15 protein-coding genes and 1 tRNA gene are annotated in these 18,458 nt (G+C 45.3%); 10 read left to right on the forward strand and 6 right to left on the reverse strand.

Going from position 1 to position 18,458, the window contains the following annotated elements:
* Window positions 1-78: 78 nt before the first annotated feature.
* A complete protein-coding gene (pepF, locus tag HRQ91_RS00455; protein WP_210119780.1) occupies window positions 79-1,881 on the reverse strand; it encodes an oligoendopeptidase F in 1,803 nt (600 codons plus the stop codon).
* Between the two features lie 287 nt (window positions 1,882-2,168).
* Between pepF and HRQ91_RS00460 the strand changes: the two genes are divergently transcribed.
* From HRQ91_RS00460 to HRQ91_RS00480, 5 genes are all read left to right on the forward strand, one after another.
* Entirely contained in the window at window positions 2,169-3,479 is a 1,311-nt protein-coding gene (locus HRQ91_RS00460) for an SH3 domain-containing protein (RefSeq protein WP_210119781.1), read from the forward strand.
* Window positions 3,479-5,464, forward strand: a complete 1,986-nt coding sequence (locus HRQ91_RS00465; protein ID WP_210120690.1) for an ABC-F family ATP-binding cassette domain-containing protein — start codon at window positions 3,479-3,481, stop codon at window positions 5,462-5,464. Before HRQ91_RS00460 ends, HRQ91_RS00465 begins: the two co-directional genes overlap by 1 nt.
* A gap of 357 nt (window positions 5,465-5,821) precedes the next feature.
* Complete coding sequence (gene galE / locus HRQ91_RS00470; RefSeq protein WP_210119782.1) at window positions 5,822-6,793, forward strand: UDP-glucose 4-epimerase GalE; 972 nt, start codon at window positions 5,822-5,824, stop codon at window positions 6,791-6,793.
* A 72-nt stretch (window positions 6,794-6,865) separates the two neighbouring features.
* On the forward strand, window positions 6,866-8,101 hold the full coding sequence (locus HRQ91_RS00475; protein ID WP_210119783.1) for a M20 family metallo-hydrolase: 1,236 nt from the start codon (window positions 6,866-6,868) through the stop codon (window positions 8,099-8,101).
* 25 nt (window positions 8,102-8,126) lie between these two features.
* A complete protein-coding gene (locus HRQ91_RS00480; RefSeq protein WP_210119784.1) occupies window positions 8,127-9,458 on the forward strand; it encodes a COG3014 family protein in 1,332 nt (443 codons plus the stop codon).
* Between the two features lie 51 nt (window positions 9,459-9,509).
* On the opposite strand, the gene HRQ91_RS00485 is transcribed toward HRQ91_RS00480, so the two are convergent.
* The 4 genes from HRQ91_RS00485 to HRQ91_RS00500 form a co-directional block, all read right to left on the reverse strand.
* On the reverse strand, window positions 9,510-10,577 hold the full coding sequence (locus HRQ91_RS00485; protein ID WP_210119785.1) for an MraY family glycosyltransferase: 1,068 nt from the start codon (window positions 10,575-10,577) through the stop codon (window positions 9,510-9,512).
* 28 nt (window positions 10,578-10,605) lie between these two features.
* Window positions 10,606-12,234: a bifunctional phosphoribosylaminoimidazolecarboxamide formyltransferase/IMP cyclohydrolase gene (gene purH, locus HRQ91_RS00490; RefSeq protein ID WP_210119786.1), complete on the reverse strand. Its 1,629-nt coding sequence runs from the start codon at window positions 12,232-12,234 to the stop codon at window positions 10,606-10,608.
* A 162-nt stretch (window positions 12,235-12,396) separates the two neighbouring features.
* On the reverse strand, window positions 12,397-13,701 hold the full coding sequence (locus HRQ91_RS00495; RefSeq protein WP_210119787.1) for an ABC transporter substrate-binding protein: 1,305 nt from the start codon (window positions 13,699-13,701) through the stop codon (window positions 12,397-12,399).
* A 205-nt stretch (window positions 13,702-13,906) separates the two neighbouring features.
* A complete protein-coding gene (locus HRQ91_RS00500; protein ID WP_210119788.1) occupies window positions 13,907-14,347 on the reverse strand; it encodes a MarR family winged helix-turn-helix transcriptional regulator in 441 nt (146 codons plus the stop codon).
* Between the two features lie 105 nt (window positions 14,348-14,452).
* Between HRQ91_RS00500 and HRQ91_RS00505 the strand changes: the two genes are divergently transcribed.
* On the forward strand, window positions 14,453-14,698 hold the full coding sequence (locus HRQ91_RS00505; protein WP_210119789.1) for a TIGR03905 family TSCPD domain-containing protein: 246 nt from the start codon (window positions 14,453-14,455) through the stop codon (window positions 14,696-14,698).
* Between the two features lie 36 nt (window positions 14,699-14,734).
* The gene (locus HRQ91_RS00510; RefSeq protein WP_420832842.1) at window positions 14,735-15,697 is read left to right on the forward strand and encodes a DNA-methyltransferase; all 963 of its coding nucleotides are present in this window, start codon (window positions 14,735-14,737) and stop codon (window positions 15,695-15,697) included.
* Window positions 15,698-15,699: 2 nt separating this feature from the next.
* Here the strand turns inward: HRQ91_RS00510 and HRQ91_RS00515 are convergent, their stop codons facing one another.
* A complete protein-coding gene (locus HRQ91_RS00515; protein ID WP_210119791.1) occupies window positions 15,700-17,307 on the reverse strand; it encodes a Na+/H+ antiporter NhaC family protein in 1,608 nt (535 codons plus the stop codon).
* 109 nt (window positions 17,308-17,416) lie between these two features.
* On the opposite strand from HRQ91_RS00515, the gene HRQ91_RS00520 reads away from it, so the two are divergent.
* The 3 genes from HRQ91_RS00520 (at window position 17,417) to HRQ91_RS00530 (ending at window position 18,447) form a co-directional block, all read left to right on the forward strand.
* Window positions 17,417-17,488, forward strand: a tRNA-Cys gene (locus HRQ91_RS00520).
* Window positions 17,489-17,944: 456 nt separating this feature from the next.
* Entirely contained in the window at window positions 17,945-18,169 is a 225-nt protein-coding gene (locus HRQ91_RS00525; protein WP_210119792.1) for a hypothetical protein, read from the forward strand.
* Window positions 18,166-18,447 (forward strand): type II toxin-antitoxin system YafQ family toxin, encoded by a 282-nt coding sequence (locus HRQ91_RS00530; RefSeq protein ID WP_210119793.1) that lies wholly within the window; start codon window positions 18,166-18,168, stop codon window positions 18,445-18,447. The genes HRQ91_RS00525 and HRQ91_RS00530 overlap by 4 nt, the downstream gene beginning before the upstream one ends.
* Window positions 18,448-18,458: the final 11 nt, after the last annotated feature.

Raw genomic sequence — 18,458 nt, forward strand, 5'->3', positions numbered from 1 at the left:
ATAAAATAATTCTTTTTCCAACGAATGCCCCCGTGAGTTTATACAGACTTGTATATCTATAGCATCGGTATAACGGTACTAAATCTTGAGCATATTTTCAAGCTGCGCAATTAATTGCGTAAACACGTCAAGCGCGGCTTGCACCGGAGCGGCACTCGACATATCCACCCCTGCGACTTTTAGAGTTTCTATCGGATAATAAGTTCCGCCCGCCTTTAAAAATTTGAAATAATCGTCTTTTTCTTTTTCTCCGCCGTTCAACACCCTGTCCGCAAGAGCAAGCGCAGCCGATATTCCCGTAGCGTATTTATACACATAAAATGCGGAATAAAAATGCGGTATTCTAAGCCCTTCCATGTCGCTGTTGGGCTCAAAACACATTTCAGGACCGAAATACTGTTCCAATAGAGCTCGGTAAGTTTTTCTAAGAACTTCTGCGGAAAGCGGTGTTCCGTTTTCCACAAGTTCGTGCGCTTTAAGTTCGTACTCTGCGAACATAGTCTGCCGGTAAAGAGTTGCCGTAATGTCGCACGCCCTCATAGCCGAAAGGTAGGTTTTCATTTCGTCGTCTTTTGCGTTTTTAAAAAGATACCTGAACACGAGCTCTTCGTTAAACGTAGACGCAACTTCCGCTTCAAAGATCGTATAATTATACTGCATAAAAGGGTTGTTGTGCGCGGAATACCAAGAATGCATTGAGTGTCCGCCTTCGTGCGCCAGTGTAAAGACGTCGCGTATGACAGTATCCTTATAATTCATAAGAATGTAAGGATAACCCGTGTAAGCTCCCGACGAAAACGCGCCGCTTCTTTTTCCCTTGTTTTCATAACGGTCTACCCAGCCGTTTTTAAGCCCGCCGCAGAGAATATCGGTGTACTCGCCGCCCAAAACGGAAAGAGCATTTTTACAAATATCGACGGCCTCGTCATATGAAATTTTAACGTCCACCGTTTTTACAAGAGGAGCGTACACGTCATAGTGGCGAAGTTCGTCAAGTTTAAGAACTTTTTTGCGAAGCGCGTAAAACCTGTGCAGCGCGGGAAGGTTTTTATGAACGGTTTCTATGAGATTGTGATAGACGCTCGTCGGAACCTTATCCTTGTACAAGGCCTTTTCTAAGCTCGATTTGTAACCGCGAGCGCGCATTTCAAATACGTCCTGATTGACGGATCCCGCATACAATTCGGCTAAGGTATGCTGATGCTGTTCAAATACGCCGTAAAACTTTTTGTAGGCATTTTCGCGGACTGATCTGTCGTTGCTGTCCATAAACCGGCTCCAGGTTCCCTGTGTAAGAGGTTCTTTTTTGCCGTTTATTTCAATGTCGCCGAAAGAAAGATCCACGTTGCTAAGCACGCTGAAAGTTTTTTGAGGAGCCTCCGCCGCTTCCGATTGCAGCGCCATGATGCGCTCTTCTTTTTCGGAAAGGACATAGGGCTTTAGATACAAAAGTTTTTCAAGATATACCTTATAATCCGCAAATTCGGGAAGCGCCGTCCACACGCGGATTTTTTCATCCGGTATTGAAAGAATTTCCGCATCAAAAAAACTGAGCTTTGCGGAAGCTTTTGAATACGCCATGGAATAGCGCCCTACGCGGTCGGTTGCAGCGCTGTCGCTCTCGTCGGCCGTGTGCTGAAGCCCCGCATAATTTCCGACGAGTTCCGCGTTTTTCCAAAGATCTTCGCTTAGCTTTAGAGCGGAAAGGAAATTTCCGCTTGAAAGCGAAAGTTTTCCTTTAAATTTTGAAAGCTTTTCGGCCGCAGGAACTATCTGCGAAAGAGCCTTTTCCCAATCTTCGTCCGTTTTAAATAAGGTTATCAGATCCCATTTATTGCTATCCGGAACATCTTTTCTTTCCGGTATACTGTTATTCGCCATGATAATAATTATAACAAATGAAAAAAATTAGTCCATAGCCGATAAAATACGGCTTTCGCAGTTTCAGGGCTTTCGGATCCATTACGACAGATACGGCACTCCGCCATTCAGGAACCGTCGTCGCGCGTTTTCAGGGCAAAAGCATTTGTCTAAGGTTCCGCGTGAATCAAGAACCAAAAGAAGCGCCGCCGAGCGTCTCCTGTGCAGGCATACGATGAGGCGCCAATGTTGCGAGTTTTTACAAGCCGCCATATGACTTTTTCCGCCGTATTTGCTATCATAGAAGCATGAAATTCCGTATCTATCGTTTATCTGTCATCGTTTTTTTAGCCGTAATGTTTTTTTTAAGTTCATGTTCAAATATCACCGGCTATTCCGTGCTCTTATGGGGAATCCCTGAACACCGCCTTCAAGACGGCGACATAGTCCCCGTCTATATAAAATCGAATATTTCACAAGTTTACGTCATAGGCTTACCGGACGGCAGTAAAAAAGCTGAAGTGGCTCTGTGGAAAATCACGGAACCCCAGTCAAAAAGAAAGGCGTCGAAAACTGCGCAAAAATACGCGGAATTCAAACATCAATACGCGCATGTAAAACTTGACGGGCTCCCGATCAGAAACGAACCGGTGAATACCGCAAAGCAGGTGTACAGGCTGCGGAAAAACGAAACCGTAAAACTTCTGTATAAAGGCAAGGGACAGACCGTAATGGTAGGGAATGTTCCGCTTGAAGGCGATTGGCTTCGCGTTCTCACCCAGGACGGAACTTCCGGCTGGTGTTTTTCTTACAACCTTCAGCAGTATGAAACCGACGCTTTGGGTAACATAACAGGCGGACAAATTCAAGAAATACAGGAAGAAGATACCGTGCTTAAAGATATGCTCTCAAAACGCTGGTATCCGGATTCCTACACGGCGATGATCCGCTCGCAAAACATCGACATAGCAAAAATGAATTCGTCTTACGGCTTCGATACGGGCGCAGGATCCGGAACGGTAACGCTTAATATGCCGGGCATTTCGGAGAGCTGGCCGTATAACGGCGTAACAAAAACGCCCGAAGACGTCTATCAATACAATGATATTCCCATAGAGATAACCGTGCGTAACGAAAATTTCATAGTAGTGCGGTACACCGATGAAAGCGGAAAACCCCAGGACTTTAACATGGTAACGGTGGAAGAAAACATAGACGAGCTTGTTTCCGCAGAGATAAAGCGCAGAAGCGACGAGATAGAAAGGCTATGCGCGAACGGCGGACGCTTCAGAAGCTCGAATTACGGACATCTTACCTTCAACGAAGGCGGAAGCTTTACTTGGCGGGGATACAATCTTTTGGTTCCGTCTTTGATAGTCCGCAATGCGGGAAATGAGGGCATCGTGTCCATAAAATATTTTATTTCCAATCCACTTAAAGCCTCCTACGATGGAATTCTTACGTTCAAATTTGACAGGATGAATAAAGAGCTCAATTTTTTATATAAACTTGAAGAAAACGGAATACGGCTTACGGACGCCGGAGGGGCGGTTTTTAAAGGCCTCTCCGTACAAAATCCGGGAGCAAGCCCTCTCGTGCTTTTCTTTGCGGGGCAATGATGGCCTTTGTTCAGTTTTCTCAAGTTTCACTGGCTTTCGGCGGCCGCGACATATTAAAAAACGTTTCGATAAACCTGCAGACAGGTTCGAAGGCGGCCTTAACTGGGGCAAACGGAGCCGGAAAATCGACTCTCATAAAGGTAATGGCAGGGCTCACAGCTCCGGACAGCGGCAAACGCTCGCTGCAAAAGGACACAAGGATCGCCTATCTTCCACAGTCTGGGCTTACACATCACGGCTGCACGCTAATGGAAGAAGCCGACAAAGCCTTTGACTTCGGATACAAGATACAAGAGGAAATTGAAAACATAGGCGAAAATCTTGCCCGAAACGACAAAAACACAAAAAATCTTCTTGAGAGGCATGCGTTTTTGATGAACGAACTTGAAAGCTCCGGGTGGCACATGAGAAGTGCGACGGCAGAGTCCGTATTGTTGGGACTGGGCTTTACAAAAGAAGATATGCATAAAAAAACCGAAGAATTTTCCGGCGGATGGCAGATGCGCATAGCTCTTGCCAAGGTTCTTATGCAAAATCCCGATATCCTGCTTTTGGACGAACCAACGAACTATCTGGATCTTGAAGCCCGCAGCTGGCTTGAGCGCTTTTTGCAAAACTACAAGGGCGGATTCCTTTTAGTGAGTCACGACCGCTATTTTTTGGACGTTACCATCAACGAAGTTTACGAGCTTTTCGGGGGAAATTTAAAACGCTATCCCGGAAATTTTTCTCACTATGAAAAAGTTCGTGAAGTAGAACTTCAAACCCTTATTGCCCAATACGAGCAACAGCAGGAAGAGATTCAACATCTTGAAGATTACATACGACGTTTCGGCGCAAAGGCTACGAAGGCTTCTCAGGCGCAAGACAGACAAAAGCGGCTGGACAAAATAATACGCATAGAAATTCCCGAATCGCTTAAAAAAATACATTTTACGTTTCCTAAAGCGCCCCATGCCGGAAAAATAGTGCTCAGGATGAACGGAATCTCTAAAACCTATGACGGAAAGGTCAATGTTCTTAACAACCTTGATCTGGTTTTGGAAAACGGGGAGCGGCTTGTTGTAGCAGGTTACAACGGAGCCGGAAAAACGACGCTGCTGCGTATCATTTCAGGAGAGGACAAAGATTTTAAAGGTGAAATAATACCGGGAGCCGGAGTAAAAATAGGGTATTTTTCTCAGGACATCGCAGAGACGATCAAAGGCGGCGAGTCCGTAATGGATTTTATGGAAAAAGAATCGCCGCTTGAGCTTATTCCCAAACTGCGCGGCATGCTCGGAGCATTTTTATTCCGCGGGGACGACGTGTTTAAAAGCCTTGACGTGCTATCAGGGGGCGAAAAAAGCCGCCTTGCCCTGCTCCGTCTTCTTTTGCATCCGGTAAACCTGCTGGTCCTCGACGAGCCGACAAACCACTTGGATATGCATTCAAAAGACGTGCTTTTACAAGCTTTAAAAGACTTCGGCGGGACGGTAGTATTCGTAAGCCACGACAGAGGGTTTATAGAAGGCCTTGCCACCCGTGTGCTTGAGCTCAAGCCCGGACGCTCAAGAAATTTTCCCGGCGATTATCATTATTATCTTGAGCGGCTGGAAGCGGAAAACCGTGAGGCGGCGACTGACGCATCCAATGCGTCGGCGTCAAGAGCCGCAAAAGGCGCGTCGGCCGCAACAGGGGCACAGGGCGCGAAGACTCCGGCTGCATCAAGTGCGGCGGAATTGCCGGCTTCTTATGAAGAGCAAAAAGCTCTCCGCTCTCAAAAACGCAAAAAAGAAAACAAAGTCAACAATATTGAAGCCTTGATTCTTCAAAACGAAGATAAAAAAAAACAGCTTGAAAATGAAATGGCGAAGCCTGAAATTTACAGCAACGGCGAAAAATGCAAGTCGATTCAAACTAAAATAAGCGAAATCGACAATCTGCTTGACGACCTGAATTTTCAGTGGGAAAAGGCGATGGAGGATTTGGAAAAATATCGATAAACGCGGCATCCGCTCATTTCAATTTATCGGCGCCCTGCGGTTCTTACTCGCACCCTTGCCGCAAGCGCGCTTATTGATCAGCTCTTAATTGAGCGAAGGCGCAAAAAGATATATAATTCCGAAAGGAGACATGATAAAAAGCACCGTCTGAAATATCGCCGTCGCTTTTTATCTCGAGTTTGCATGGTTGTTTGCGTAAAGCATGTATACATATCGTTTTGAAAAAAATTAATATGATACATTACATTTTCGCAAACTCGATTATTTATTGCGCTTTCTCAACTGATGTTTGCGAAAGCGCGGAAAAAACTTTTTCGGAAGTTGAAACTTCCTGTAAAAGTTTTTATGGGAGAAAAAATGAAAGTATTGGTTATAGGCGGTGCGGGATATATAGGCAGCCATGTCGTAAAAGAGCTCATGAAAAACGGACACAAGATTTGTGTCTTTGACAATCTTTCGACGGGGCTTATCCGAAATCTTTTTCCGAAAAACGACTTTATAGCCGGTGACATAATGGTTGAAGAGCACGTAAACTCCGCGTTTTCGCAAGGCTTCGATGCGTTTATTCATCTGGCGGCTTATAAGGCTGCAGGAGAATCTATGATCGTTCCGGAAAAATATTCATCTCACAACATAAGCGGAACGATCAATATTCTTAACGGCGCATTGGCTCACAACTGCGCGAACATGGTGTTTTCGTCGTCCGCGGCGGTGTTCGGAGAACCCAAATATTTGCCGATCGATGAAAAACATCCTACGGAACCTGAAAACTATTACGGATACACGAAACTCGCCATAGAACAGATATTGGGATGGTACGCAAGATTAAAAGGGCTCAACTTTGCGGCATTGAGATACTTTAACGCCGCAGGCTACGACCCCGAAGGCGTCTTATGCGGTCTTGAACAGAATCCCGCCAATTTGCTGCCGGTAATAATGGAAGTTGCCTGCGGCATGCGCAAAGAACTGAAAATTTTCGGCAACGACTATGAAACGCGCGACGGCACCTGCATAAGGGATTACGTTCACGTGACGGATCTTGCCGCCGCTCATGTAAAAGCGCTCGATTACATCGTTAAGAAAAACGAAAGCATAACCGTGGGGCTGGGCAGCGAAAAAGGAATAACCGTGCTTGAAATGCTCGAAGCCGCCCGCAGGATCACAGGCAAACTGATTCCCGCAGAATATGCGCCGCGGCGAAAAGGAGATCCGGCTGCCCTTGTGGCTTCTTCTTCGTTTGCCCGCGAAAAACTCGGCTGGAAAGCCTTGCATTCCGACATAGAAACCCTTGTAAGCTCAACGTGGAAAGCTTACTTAAAAAACGCTTAAAAGTTTATCCGGAGCTGCCGAAAGCTTAAAATTTCGGACAGCCCTTGATATTTAAAATACACGGAGGAAAATATGGCAAATTCTAATGAAGAGCTGAAAAAGCTGAAAGATTTTATAAAAAATTCCCGCAAAGACATGATAAATCTGGAAACGCTTCTTACATCCGTTCCCGCATTGGCGCCGGAAAACGGAGGCGTAGGCGAATACGACAAGGCGGAGGCCTTGATCAAATGGCTTTCGGACAGGGGATTAAAAAATATCGAACGCTATGACGCGCCCGATAAAAGGGCAAAAAACGGCGTCCGCCCGAACATCGTGCTTACGATTCCCGGAAAAAGTGACGAATACTCGCTGTGGATAATGTCGCACTTGGACGTAGTTCCTCCCGGAGAAATTTCTTTATGGAATTCCGATCCGTGGAAGGTTGTCGAAAAAGATGGAAAATTGATCGGCCGCGGCGTGGAAGACAACCAGCAGGGGCTTGTTTCATCCGTTTTTGCAGCTCTGGCACTTTTTAAAACGGGGATAATTCCTTCACACACAGTAAAGCTGCTTTTTATAGCGGACGAAGAAGTGGGATCGAAATACGGAATTAAATATCTTCTTAAAGAACACAATCTGTTTAAAAAACAGGATCTCATCCTTATCCCCGACGGAGGAGATCCCAAGGGCGAAACGATCGAAATCGCCGAAAAAAACATCCTGTGGATGCGCTTCCACACCGTAGGAAAACAGTCGCACGGTTCCATGCCTAACAAGGGCAAAAACGCCTGTGTTGCGGCGGCGGATTTAATGCTCCGCATAAACGATCTTGAAAAGCGCTTCGATAAAAAAGACGATATTTTTGATCCGCCGTATTCAACCTTCCAGCCGACCATGCACCTTGCAAACGTTTCGGGCGTAAATATAATTCCCGGGGACGACGTAAGCTGTGCCGACTGCCGCATACTGCCCTGCTATAAGATAAAAGATGTCTTAAAAGAAGTTGAGGCTATTTATACCGAAGTAGAAAAAAAATACGGCGTAAAAATCGAGCTTGAACTCCTCCAGGCGGAAGAATCTCCGGCCACTCCGGCGGACGCCCCGATTGTAAAAAAACTTTCAAAAACGCTCAAAGAAGTACACGGAATTAAGGCGAGAACCATAGGGATCGGAGGGGGAACCGTAGGCGGCGATCTCAGAAAGGCGGGATACAACGCCGCTGTGTGGAGCACATTGGACGAAGTGTGTCATCAGCCAAACGAATACAGCGTCATCGCCAATACGGAAGCGGACGCATATACAATGGCGGCTTTGATGCTCGACTGAATCCGGACGGCATAAGGAATTGCACATGAAAAAAGCCGGGCACCTTCCTATATCACTTCTCGTTTTATTTTCAGGTTTCGCTCTTTTTTCATGTGCCACAACGGCGGATTACGATTTTTCAAGCATAGACGCTTCGTTAAAAAACGCGGACTATGAGGCCGTCTATTCCGAGCTTGAAGCCGATTCTAAAAGGCTTTATTCAAAAAACGACATTGTTTTGGAAAATCTCGACAAGGGAATCGTATCTCACTATGCAGGGAATTCAAAGCGGTCCAACGAGGAATTATCCTTAGCGGAAAGAAAAATAGACGAATTTTACGCAAAGAGTATTTCCCAAGCCGTAGCGTCTTTTTTGGTCAACGACACTGTAAAAGATTACGCTGGCAGCACTTATGAAAACATATACACGAATATTTTTATGTCGCTGAATTATCTTAAAATGAACAAATTCGACGACGCTTTCGTGGAAATCCGGCGTTTTAACAATAAGCTGCAAGAAATAATATCGCAAAATCAAGTGGCCATTGCAAAAGCAAAACAGTCTCTGGCCGAAAACAACGGCGAACTTCCCGATTCCGATATAAAATTTCATAATTCGGCTTTTGCGCGTTACATCAGCATGCTCATATACCGTGCCGACGGAGATTCCGATAACGCGGGAGTCGATCTTAAATTGCTGAAGGACGCCTTTGCTCTTCAACCCGACCTGTACGATTTTTCGCTTCCGTCTTCCGTCGATTCGGAGCTGGACGTTCCGCCTAAAATGGCGCGCCTTAATGTGATAAGCTTTTCAGGGCTCGCTCCGGTTAAGACGGAAAACAATTTCAGGCTGTTTTTAGGGGACACGTACTATAAACTGTCTTTGCCAGAAATGCAAAAAAGAACATCAGGCGTCGCCGGCGCAAAAATTTTTGTAGAGTCCAAAGCCGTCTCCCAAAAGACGGAGGGAAGCCTTGAAAAAATCGAGAGCATTGAAAACATTGCACTGGACACGTATAAACAAGAATATGCGATGCTTTTTGCAAGATCGCTTTTGCGCTCGATTTCAAAAGCGACGATGACCGGTGTGTTGAAAAACCAATCGGAAAAATACGACGGAGCTGCGGGGCTTGCGCTCAGCCTGCTTTCGTTCGCTTCTTCTATTTCAACGGAAGTTACGGAACGCGCTGACGTCCGCACGGGAAGGTTTTTTCCCGCGAGCGTTTACGTCGCAGGGCTTACGCTGGAGCCCGGAACATATGATATAAAAATCGTCTATTACAACAGTAACGGATCTCCCGTTTGGGAGCATGACATATACGGCTATCAAATAAGTGCGGAAAAACTCAACCTCATAGAATCTTTTTGCTTAAAATAAACAATATACTGCGACCTGTGCGGCCGGCTAGTGATGTGCGCGTTTTGCTTTTCAGCGGACTTTTAAGAAGACGCCTATGAGCGCAACTGTAATCAAAAGCTGCATGATCATAAATTTTACTAAAACCTGCGTAGGAGACCATCCTCTGTTTTTCCGCATGTGATCGTGCAGCGGAAACCGTATGCTGTTCAGCACGTGTATGTGACAAAAACGTATGAGAGCCACCTTTACAAGCCCCATGCCGCCGTTCACAAAGATCATTGAAGACGTAGCTAAAATTAAAAAAGGGTTCCCCGTAACCATAACGCACACGCCTATATAAAATCCCAGCGCACGGCTTCCCGCGTCGCCCATCAACACCTTACTGGGATAAGCGTTGTGCCACAGATATCCCATTAAAACTCCCGACAGACAAAATGTCATCACGGCCCAGTTGGCGCCCGCAGCCAGGTGAGGAACCAGAAGATATGTAGCTATTACCTTGTGTCCCAACACAAAATAAAAAACACAGCTAAGCGTTATCAGTGCGATGAGGACTAGCGTCGAAGAAAGTCCGTCGACTCCGTCGGTGCAGTTGGTAGTGTTTATGGAAACCCACAGCATGAGGGTTGTTATCGCTATGTACAGCGCTCCGGGAATACGCACGGGATTTGTTATAAAAGGAAGCCAAAAATGAATTCCGTCGACGCTGCTTTCTGCGGTAAAAAAATATAAAACAAAGGCGGCTGAAAGACTTATGATCAGGTCAAGAAGCCCCTTTTTGTATTCTCCCCAGCTTTTTATGCTGGCGTCGTCAAAAAAGCCTGTAAGCATGGTTACAAAAGTAAGAACCAATATGCAAAGCTGGAGCTTTGTTACGGGAGCCGTAATAAGCGTCAAAATGATAAAAAACGTTATAAAAACGCTGCCCGCTCCGGTAGGTTTCCCCTTGGAAGCTTCCGCCGCCAGCGTAAATTCTCGGCCGCGATCGGCCGGTAAAATTCCGTAAAATTTAGGCAAAAAAAACTTTATGGATAAGAAACCTACGTATAAAGCGATGGCAATAAGAACCGTGTACGACTGCAAAAGTCTTGCGGGACCGAAATACTGCTGTAAAAAAGAGCCTATGTGATAAAGCATACTTCCTCGGTAATATCAGTTTCAGGATCTAGTGTTTGAAATGCCGTGTTCCTGTAAATACCATCGCTATACCCAGTTCGTCGCAAGCCTTTATGGAATCTTCGTCGCGGATAGAACCGCCGGGCTGAACTATGGCCTTTATGCCGTACTTTGCCGCAACGCGCACGGTATCGTCGAACGGAAAGAACGCATCGCTTATGAGCACTTCCGCATTTTTGTTGTCCGAAGTCGCACCGGATTGGACGACTTTTTGCGCCCGTTCCAAAGCCTGTTCCGCAGCCCAGATCCTGTTCGTCTGTCCGCAGCCTATGCCTATAGCCATTTGGTCTTTAATGACCAAAATGGCGTTTGATTTTGCGAACATGGCGATTGTCATTCCGAATGCCATCTCGTTTACTTGAGCCGCCGTGGGCTTAGCCTTTGTCACTATGTCCCACTTTTCAAAAAGCGTGTCGTCGGAACTCTGAATCAAAGCTCCGCCGTCGACAGAAAGATAGCTGTGTTTTTCATCCGCCGGAATTTCGGCGACGATAAGACGAAGATTCTTTTTTTCTTCGAATACTTTAAGAGCGCCGTCGGTAAAGCCGGGCGCCACGATAACTTCAAGAAAGCATTTTTTCATCTCAAGAGCAGCGTTTTCATCGATAACGGCGCTGCATCCTAAAATTCCGCCGAAAATTGAAACGGAATCGCAGTTGTATGTTTTTTTGTACGAATCCAAGACGTTTTTTCCTAAGGCGGCGCCGCAGGGCGTGTTGTGCTTTAATGCGATCGTAAAAACGCTGCCTGAAACGGAAGCAAAATTAGCGGTAACCTCATTGCCGTCTCTGTCTTTGCCCTTTACGGGAAGCGCGTTTTTAACGAACTTCGAATAAGCGCAGACTCCCTTCCAAGCGACGTCCAGATCACGGATGTTGTTATAAGAAAGCTCTTTGCCCTGAAGCTGCTTCATTCCGCCGAAGGCGCCCTTACGGTCTGCAGAAACGTATAAGCATGCGCTTTGATGACTGTTTTCGCCGTAACGCAGCATCTGCTGTTTTTTTAGAGAAAGCGCATAGTATTCCGGATATTCGTCTTCTCCCGTTTCGCCGAGCATAAAGCGGGAAATCGCTGCGTCGTACGCCGCCGTAAGGTTAAACACCTTTCCCGCCATCCTTCGCCGGAATTCGATGGAAAGATCGTCGTTTTTTATTCCTTTTATAGCCTTGGCATAATCCGCAGGATCGGTCAAAACCAGAACATCCTGATAGTTTTTTGCGGCGGCGCGCAGCATAGTGGGACCGCCTATATCGATAAATTCAACCGTATCGTTAAACGAGAGATCCTCCTGCACTTTTTCAAAAAACGGATAAAGATTGACGCAGACAAGATCAATTAATTTTATGGAAAGTTCTTCGAGTTTTGCAATATGAGCGGCGTTATCGCGCCGGGCAAGGATACCTGCGTGAACAGAAGGGTGTAATGTCTTTACCCGCCCGTCCAGACATTCGGGAAAACCTGTAACGGAACTTACGTCAGTTACAGGTATCTTATTTTGAGCCAGATAAGAGGCCGTTCCCCCTGTAGAAAGAATTTCCCAGCCGGCCTCATTCAAAAAAGAGGCAAGCTCAAGTATTCCTTCTTTTTTGAAAACGCTGATAATAGCCCGTTTTTTCATATGGCACCCCTGCATCGCAATAGATGTAACATATTACCAAAAAACACTCACATTTTCAATGAGGCAGTTGAGATGTAGCTGAAATGCGCCTAGGCGACTTGCACGCACACAAAGCGCGAAATTTCCCGGCAACCGCCGTTGTCGACCGTATCAGTGTCCGTGTCAGCCGGAAATAAATTTCTGCACGGTTTCTTTCAGTTTTTCGTAAGCGGCTTCGGGCGAAACGCCTTCAAGCATTACGCCGTTAACGGCGGTTTTAAGAGCGTCCTGTATTTTGTCTGCGTTTTCGGCATAATAGACTATGTGTCCCCTTTCCATATCCTTGATAAAAACTTCCGAATACGGCAGGCTCTTGTAAGTTTCGCTGCTAAGCAGCGCAAGGGTGGGCTGTATGATGTTTACTTCCCTGAGATATTCTTCGCTGTGGCTCAGCATATAGGCGATCAAAGCCCATGCGGTTTCCTCTTGCTGTTTTGTAGCCGCCGAGTTAACCACGTAATAATGCCCGTAATGACATGCGGAAACGTCTTTTACGGCGTCTTTAAATTTAGGATAAGGAATAACAATCCAGTCGCTGCTGCTGTAAAATGCCTCGTTTTCAGCCTTTATGCGCGCAACCTGATACAAACCGCTTGAACACATTGCCACATCGCCGCTTGCGCTATTAAACAGCCTGCGGGCGGCCGTATATTCGGGAGAGCCTAAATTCTGCCCGTACGGGCCCCATTCTCTTAAAAAACTGAGAACGTTTACCCACGCATCCTTGCCGACGATAGCTTCTTTTTCGTCTACGCTTATGAGATGCCCGCCAAGCTGTTCCACCATGGGAACGATATTTTCAAGCTGATACTTGTAGCGAAAATCGTAGCCACGATGGGTAATAGTATTTCCTTTCCGCTTGACGATTTTTTTTGAAACTTCCATCATATCTTCCCATGTTTTAGGCAAGTCGTTTACGGGATCCAGCCCCGCTTCTACGAACATTTTTTTGTTCACGAAAATCGCCCAATTCGTAAGTTCAAGCGGAAGACCGTAAACATGCCTGTCTATAGTCACAGGGTCAAGCATGTTGGGCGCGTAAGATTCGATGAGAGCCTTTGCGTCCTTATATCCGGCGGCCTTGTAGTTCACATGGGCGATGCGGCCGTTCATTATATGGGAATACTCGTCGTTTATCGAAAGATTAAACATCGTAGGCCCGGTATTATTATCTAGAGCGGATTTTATAATATCGGCCATTTTTTCAGAGTCAAATCTGCTAACGTTTACAGTGACATGAGGGTTGGCCTGCATGAATTCTTTTATGTAACGGTCTTCGAGCCTCTGGCGGTTTACGTCTTCGTGCGTCCAAAATTCAATGACAACTTCTTTTGCTTCGCTTTTTGTTTCGCTTACGCCCGACGCTAAAAGCGCGGACGGTATATACAGCAATACGGCCGAAAACAGAACTGTGACAATCTTTTTCATACTCCTCTCCCCCCGCTGCACAATGCACGCGCGCAGCAAAAGCATACAAAAAGAATTTTTGTTAAAGAATTCGGTTCTGCGGATAAAACAAAAAAATCCGCTTAAAGAAAATGATAAGGCAATAAAACGGATTTTACAAGAAAAAAATTCAGTAAAATATCAGCTGATAATTTTACGCTTTCGGCGAAAACGCGATCGGCTTAACTCAACGGCGGCTTAAAGAATCCAGCAAGACGTGAAGTCCTTTCAACAGTTCCGGTCCGTCTTTGATTTTAAAAACCGAAGAGCATAAAAGTTTTGAACGCACGCTGCGGCAATCGTCTTTAAGAGAGAGCCCCTTGTCCGTAAGGCAAACGACGACCGTCCGTTCGTCCGAAGCGGAGCGCGATCGCGTTATAAGTCCCTGTTTTTCCATTTTTTTTAAAAGAGGCGTAAGCGTTCCCGAGTCAAGAAAAAGTCTGCGACCCAATTCGTTCACCGTGATATGATCTTTTTCCCAAAGCGCCATCATCGTTATGTAAGAAGTATACGTAAGACCTAAAGGGTCCAAAAAAGGTTTATACAGACGTATTATCTCTTTCGAACAGACATAGAGCGTAAAACACAACTGATTATCAAGGTTCAAAACATCCGAAGTTCCGGACATATTCACATTATAAAGATCTTAAGCGATAATTTCAAGCACAATTAAATAGCGTGCAATATAAAAATAATATTGACAATCCTTATTGTTTTGTTCTACTGTTTAGACATGAAAACTGTAGATTTTAAGACCAGCGGAACTTGTGCGACTGTAATACATTTTACGAAAACGGACGACGGCCGTATAACAGACGTTTCGTTTGAAGGCGGCTGCAACGGAAATCTTAAAGCCATTTCCAAACTTGTCGAAGGGATGACGGCCGAACAGATCCGCGACAAACTTGCCGGAAACATCTGCGGCAAAAAGAATACCAGTTGCGCCGATCAGTTGGCAAAAGCCGTAATGAGCGAATAGAATCCGATATTCTGCGCATTTTTTATTATGCAACCTGTGCAAAAAAAATCCAACAGAAATAAGACCATAGATATAGACCTTGAAGAGGGGAAATTCTATCTTGACAGATGTATAAAATTCAGCGATGCGGGCGATACGATTCCTTTTAAAATAAATGAAATTTTAGATAAAACCTTATGCGGCGATACCTTTTCCGTTTTGCCGCTCTTGCCGTCTTCTTTTGCGGACATTGCTGTGATCGATCCTCCGTACAATCTGTATAAAAACTACGGCGAAACGACTTTCGGAAAGCTGGAAGCCGAAAAGTATCGAAAATATACGGAGGCGTGGCTTAATCTTTTGTTGCCGCATTTAAAACCCGACGCATCGCTTTATGTCTGTTGCGACTGGAAAAGCAGCGTACAGATCGCGGAAGTTCTTACTTCCTTTCAGGATGAAAAAAGGCTGTTTATTAAAAATAGAATTTCATGGCAGAGAGAAAAGGGACGGGGTGCGGCGCGCAACTGGAAAAATTCCATGGAAGATATTTGGTTTTGCACGATCGACAAATCGGCATACACTTTTAATCTGGAAAATGTAAAAATACGAAGGAAAGTAATAGCTCCTTACAAAAAAGACGGGCAGCCCAAGGATTGGGAAAAGACGGAACAAGGAAATTTCAGAAACACGTGCCCCGGAAATTTTTGGGACGACATATCGATTCCTTATTGGTCTATGCCGGAAAATACGGCTCATCCTACGCAAAAGCCTGAAAAACTCATCGCAAAGCTGATATTGGCAAGCTCTTCGCTCGGCGACACGGTGCTCGATCCGTTTTTGGGTTCAGGAACAACTTCCGTCACTGCAAAAAAACTCGGCCGCCGTTACTGCGGGATCGAACAAAACCCGCAGTATTGCGTTTGGGCTGAAAAGCGCCTTGAAAATGCGGAAAAAGACAAATCCATACAGGGCTTTTCAGGCGGAGTGTTTTACGAGCGAAATACAAGGCCGGTATCCTGACGTTACTTCATTACCCTCGGCAGAACGATAAGCCCTGTGATAAATAAGGCCAAATCCGCAATCCAGCACACGAGAAGGCTTTCAAAGATGCTGCCCACAAAAAAGGCAAACAGAACGCAGACCGCTACAAAACTCGCATAGGGCAATTGCGTAGCCACATGCTCAAGGTGCGGGCATCCGGCGCCGGTAGAAGACAGTATCGTAGTGTCCGAAATTGGAGAAGCGTGATCTCCCCATACGGCGCCGCTCAATACTGCCGCGATAGAGATCATCGTAGCCTGAACTAGGGCGCTTTGCGGAAGTCCGTTTCCTTCGGCAATGCCTGTAACGATAGGCATCGCAAGCGGAATCATAATGCCGAACGTTCCCCAGCTTGTTCCCGTAGAAAAAGCTATGAGAGCACTCAATATAAATAAGATGCCCGGTAAAAACACTATGGGAAAACCGCCTTCCCTTACTGCGGTTGAAAGATAAATACCGAGCCCCAGTCCGCCGTCCGTCCGGGGCGATTTTATTATAGTCCCGATCGACCACGCCATGGTCAAAATCACGAGGGCGGGCACCATACTCTTTATTCCGTCTCTCAGAGCTTCCCCTGATTCCTGAAGCGACATAAGCCTGCGAAGCAAATAGTATATATACGTGAGCGCTATCGTAAAGATAATCGAATAGCACAAAGCTACGGACGAGTCGGTGTTGTTAAACGCTTCTTTTAAAGACATGCTTGTTACAGCCTGCCTGAAAGAAGTTATACTTTCACCATCGACGGCGCCGATCCACGTAGTTACGGGGAAAAACGACACGGCGCTCACAATCAAAACGATGATCGGAAAAAGCATGTCGAAAGGTTTCGCTCTGGATTGAGATGCTTCGGGAACGTTCCCGCTCACGGGGCCGTATTTCTTTTCATTATAAAGAATGCCGGTCTTTGCCAATTCTTCCGAAGCCTTCATGGGGCCGAAGTCGCGCTTAAAGATGATAAGACATAAAACCATAAGAAGGGTTGTAAGCGCATAAAGATTGTACGGTATGGAACGTATAAAAAATGTAAATTCCGTCATGCCGAGTTTTTCAAATCCTTGGGCGTCGCGCACTATGGACATTACGGTTACCACCCAGCTTGAAATAGGCGCGATTATGCATACGGGAGCTGCGGTGGAATCCAAAATGTACGCAAGTTTTGCGCGGGGAATCTTCGTCTTATCCGTGATCGGACGCATAACAGTACCGACAGAAAGTGAATTAAAATAGTCGTCGATAAAGATAATGATTCCGAAGACAAAGGTCATAAACTGACTTCCGCGGCTGTTTTTTAATCTGGAAGAAGCCCATCGCCCGAAAGAACCGGCGGCGCCCGTCTTTGTAAGCATACCGACCAGCCCGCCCAAAAGCGCGCAGAATAAAAAAATACGGATATTCCATCCGTCGGCAAGGGAGCCGGCCAAAAGATCCGCGAGCTTCATAAGAGCGATAAAGGGATTACCGCCGCCTATTATCAGAGCTCCCGATAAAATTCCTAAAAACAAAGAAACAACGACATCCTTTGTTACAAAGGCAAGCAGGATAGTAAGCACGGGAGGAATAATACCCCATAAGCCGTAATGTTCCATAAAACACCTCTATAAAAAATGATTGTATCACCAAACGATTTCTATTTAAAGTTTTATATGATAAAAAGATTGACAAACGGCCGGCTTTACAATATATTCGGTTTAGAACGGCGTCATACCCAAGTGGTAAGGGACAGGTCTGCAAAACCTCTATGCATCGGTTCAATTCCGATTGACGCCTCTTTTTTCCGGACGGCAAGGCTAAAACTCCGTCCGTTTTTATATACGCGCGGCGGTCGTAATTTTTTTACGGCCGCCGTTATTTTTTTCCATTTTGCAGTCCTCCGCGGCTTTAAGAAGGTTTAAATTGAACGTCAGGAATGGCGCCGTTCAATTTAACTTTGAGTTTCCCTTCAGGAAACTCATTTTTAACTGTGCGCAAAGTGCACACTAATTGCACTCAGTCGAAAATTGAAATTTTCTCACTCGTGCAATTTTAAGGAGCCCTATTGTTGCATAAATCGGCTCCATACAAGAAACATTACCGAACAAATTCTTTCCGTCATAAAAGATAGCGAAAGTATAAAGTTTCATATATAATTATAGCGAGTTGAATGTTTTGTTCGCTGCGGCAAAAAACTGTCAGCACTACTTGTAAGTCGCACATCCTGTGCGCACTTTGTAGGAGGAAACAATTATGAATTATGAAGCAGTTTTAGAGCAGCTCCGCTCCGTTCCTGTCGAATATCTTGATGAAATTTCGGATATAATCAGTTATGTGATGTATAAGCACGAAAAAGAGGAAAAAAATCCTTCCTCTCAACTTGCAGATGCAATGACTGAAGCACTGCAAATAAGCGGTGATTCATCTGTAAAAGCGTATTCTGACACAAAAGAACTTTTTGAGGAATTGAATTCATGAGTTATTTTGTTAAAATAACAACCCAGTTCAAAAAAAGCTATAAACTTGCTATAAAAAGGGGGCTTGATATTTCCTTGCTTGAGGACGTTGTGAAAAAACTAAAAAATAATATACCTCTTGAAGAACACTTTCACGACCATCAGTTAACTGGCAATATGAAGTTGTTCCGAGAATGTCATATACAACCAAATTGGTTGCTTGTCTATTTAAAGCAGGAATCTATTTTGACTCTCACCCTCGTTGATACAGGAACACATTCGGATTTGTTTGGAAAATAATGAATTCATCA

It is taken from the genome of Treponema parvum (assembly GCF_017893965.1).
GTDB classification, from domain to species: domain Bacteria; phylum Spirochaetota; class Spirochaetia; order Treponematales; family Treponemataceae; genus Treponema_D; species Treponema_D parvum.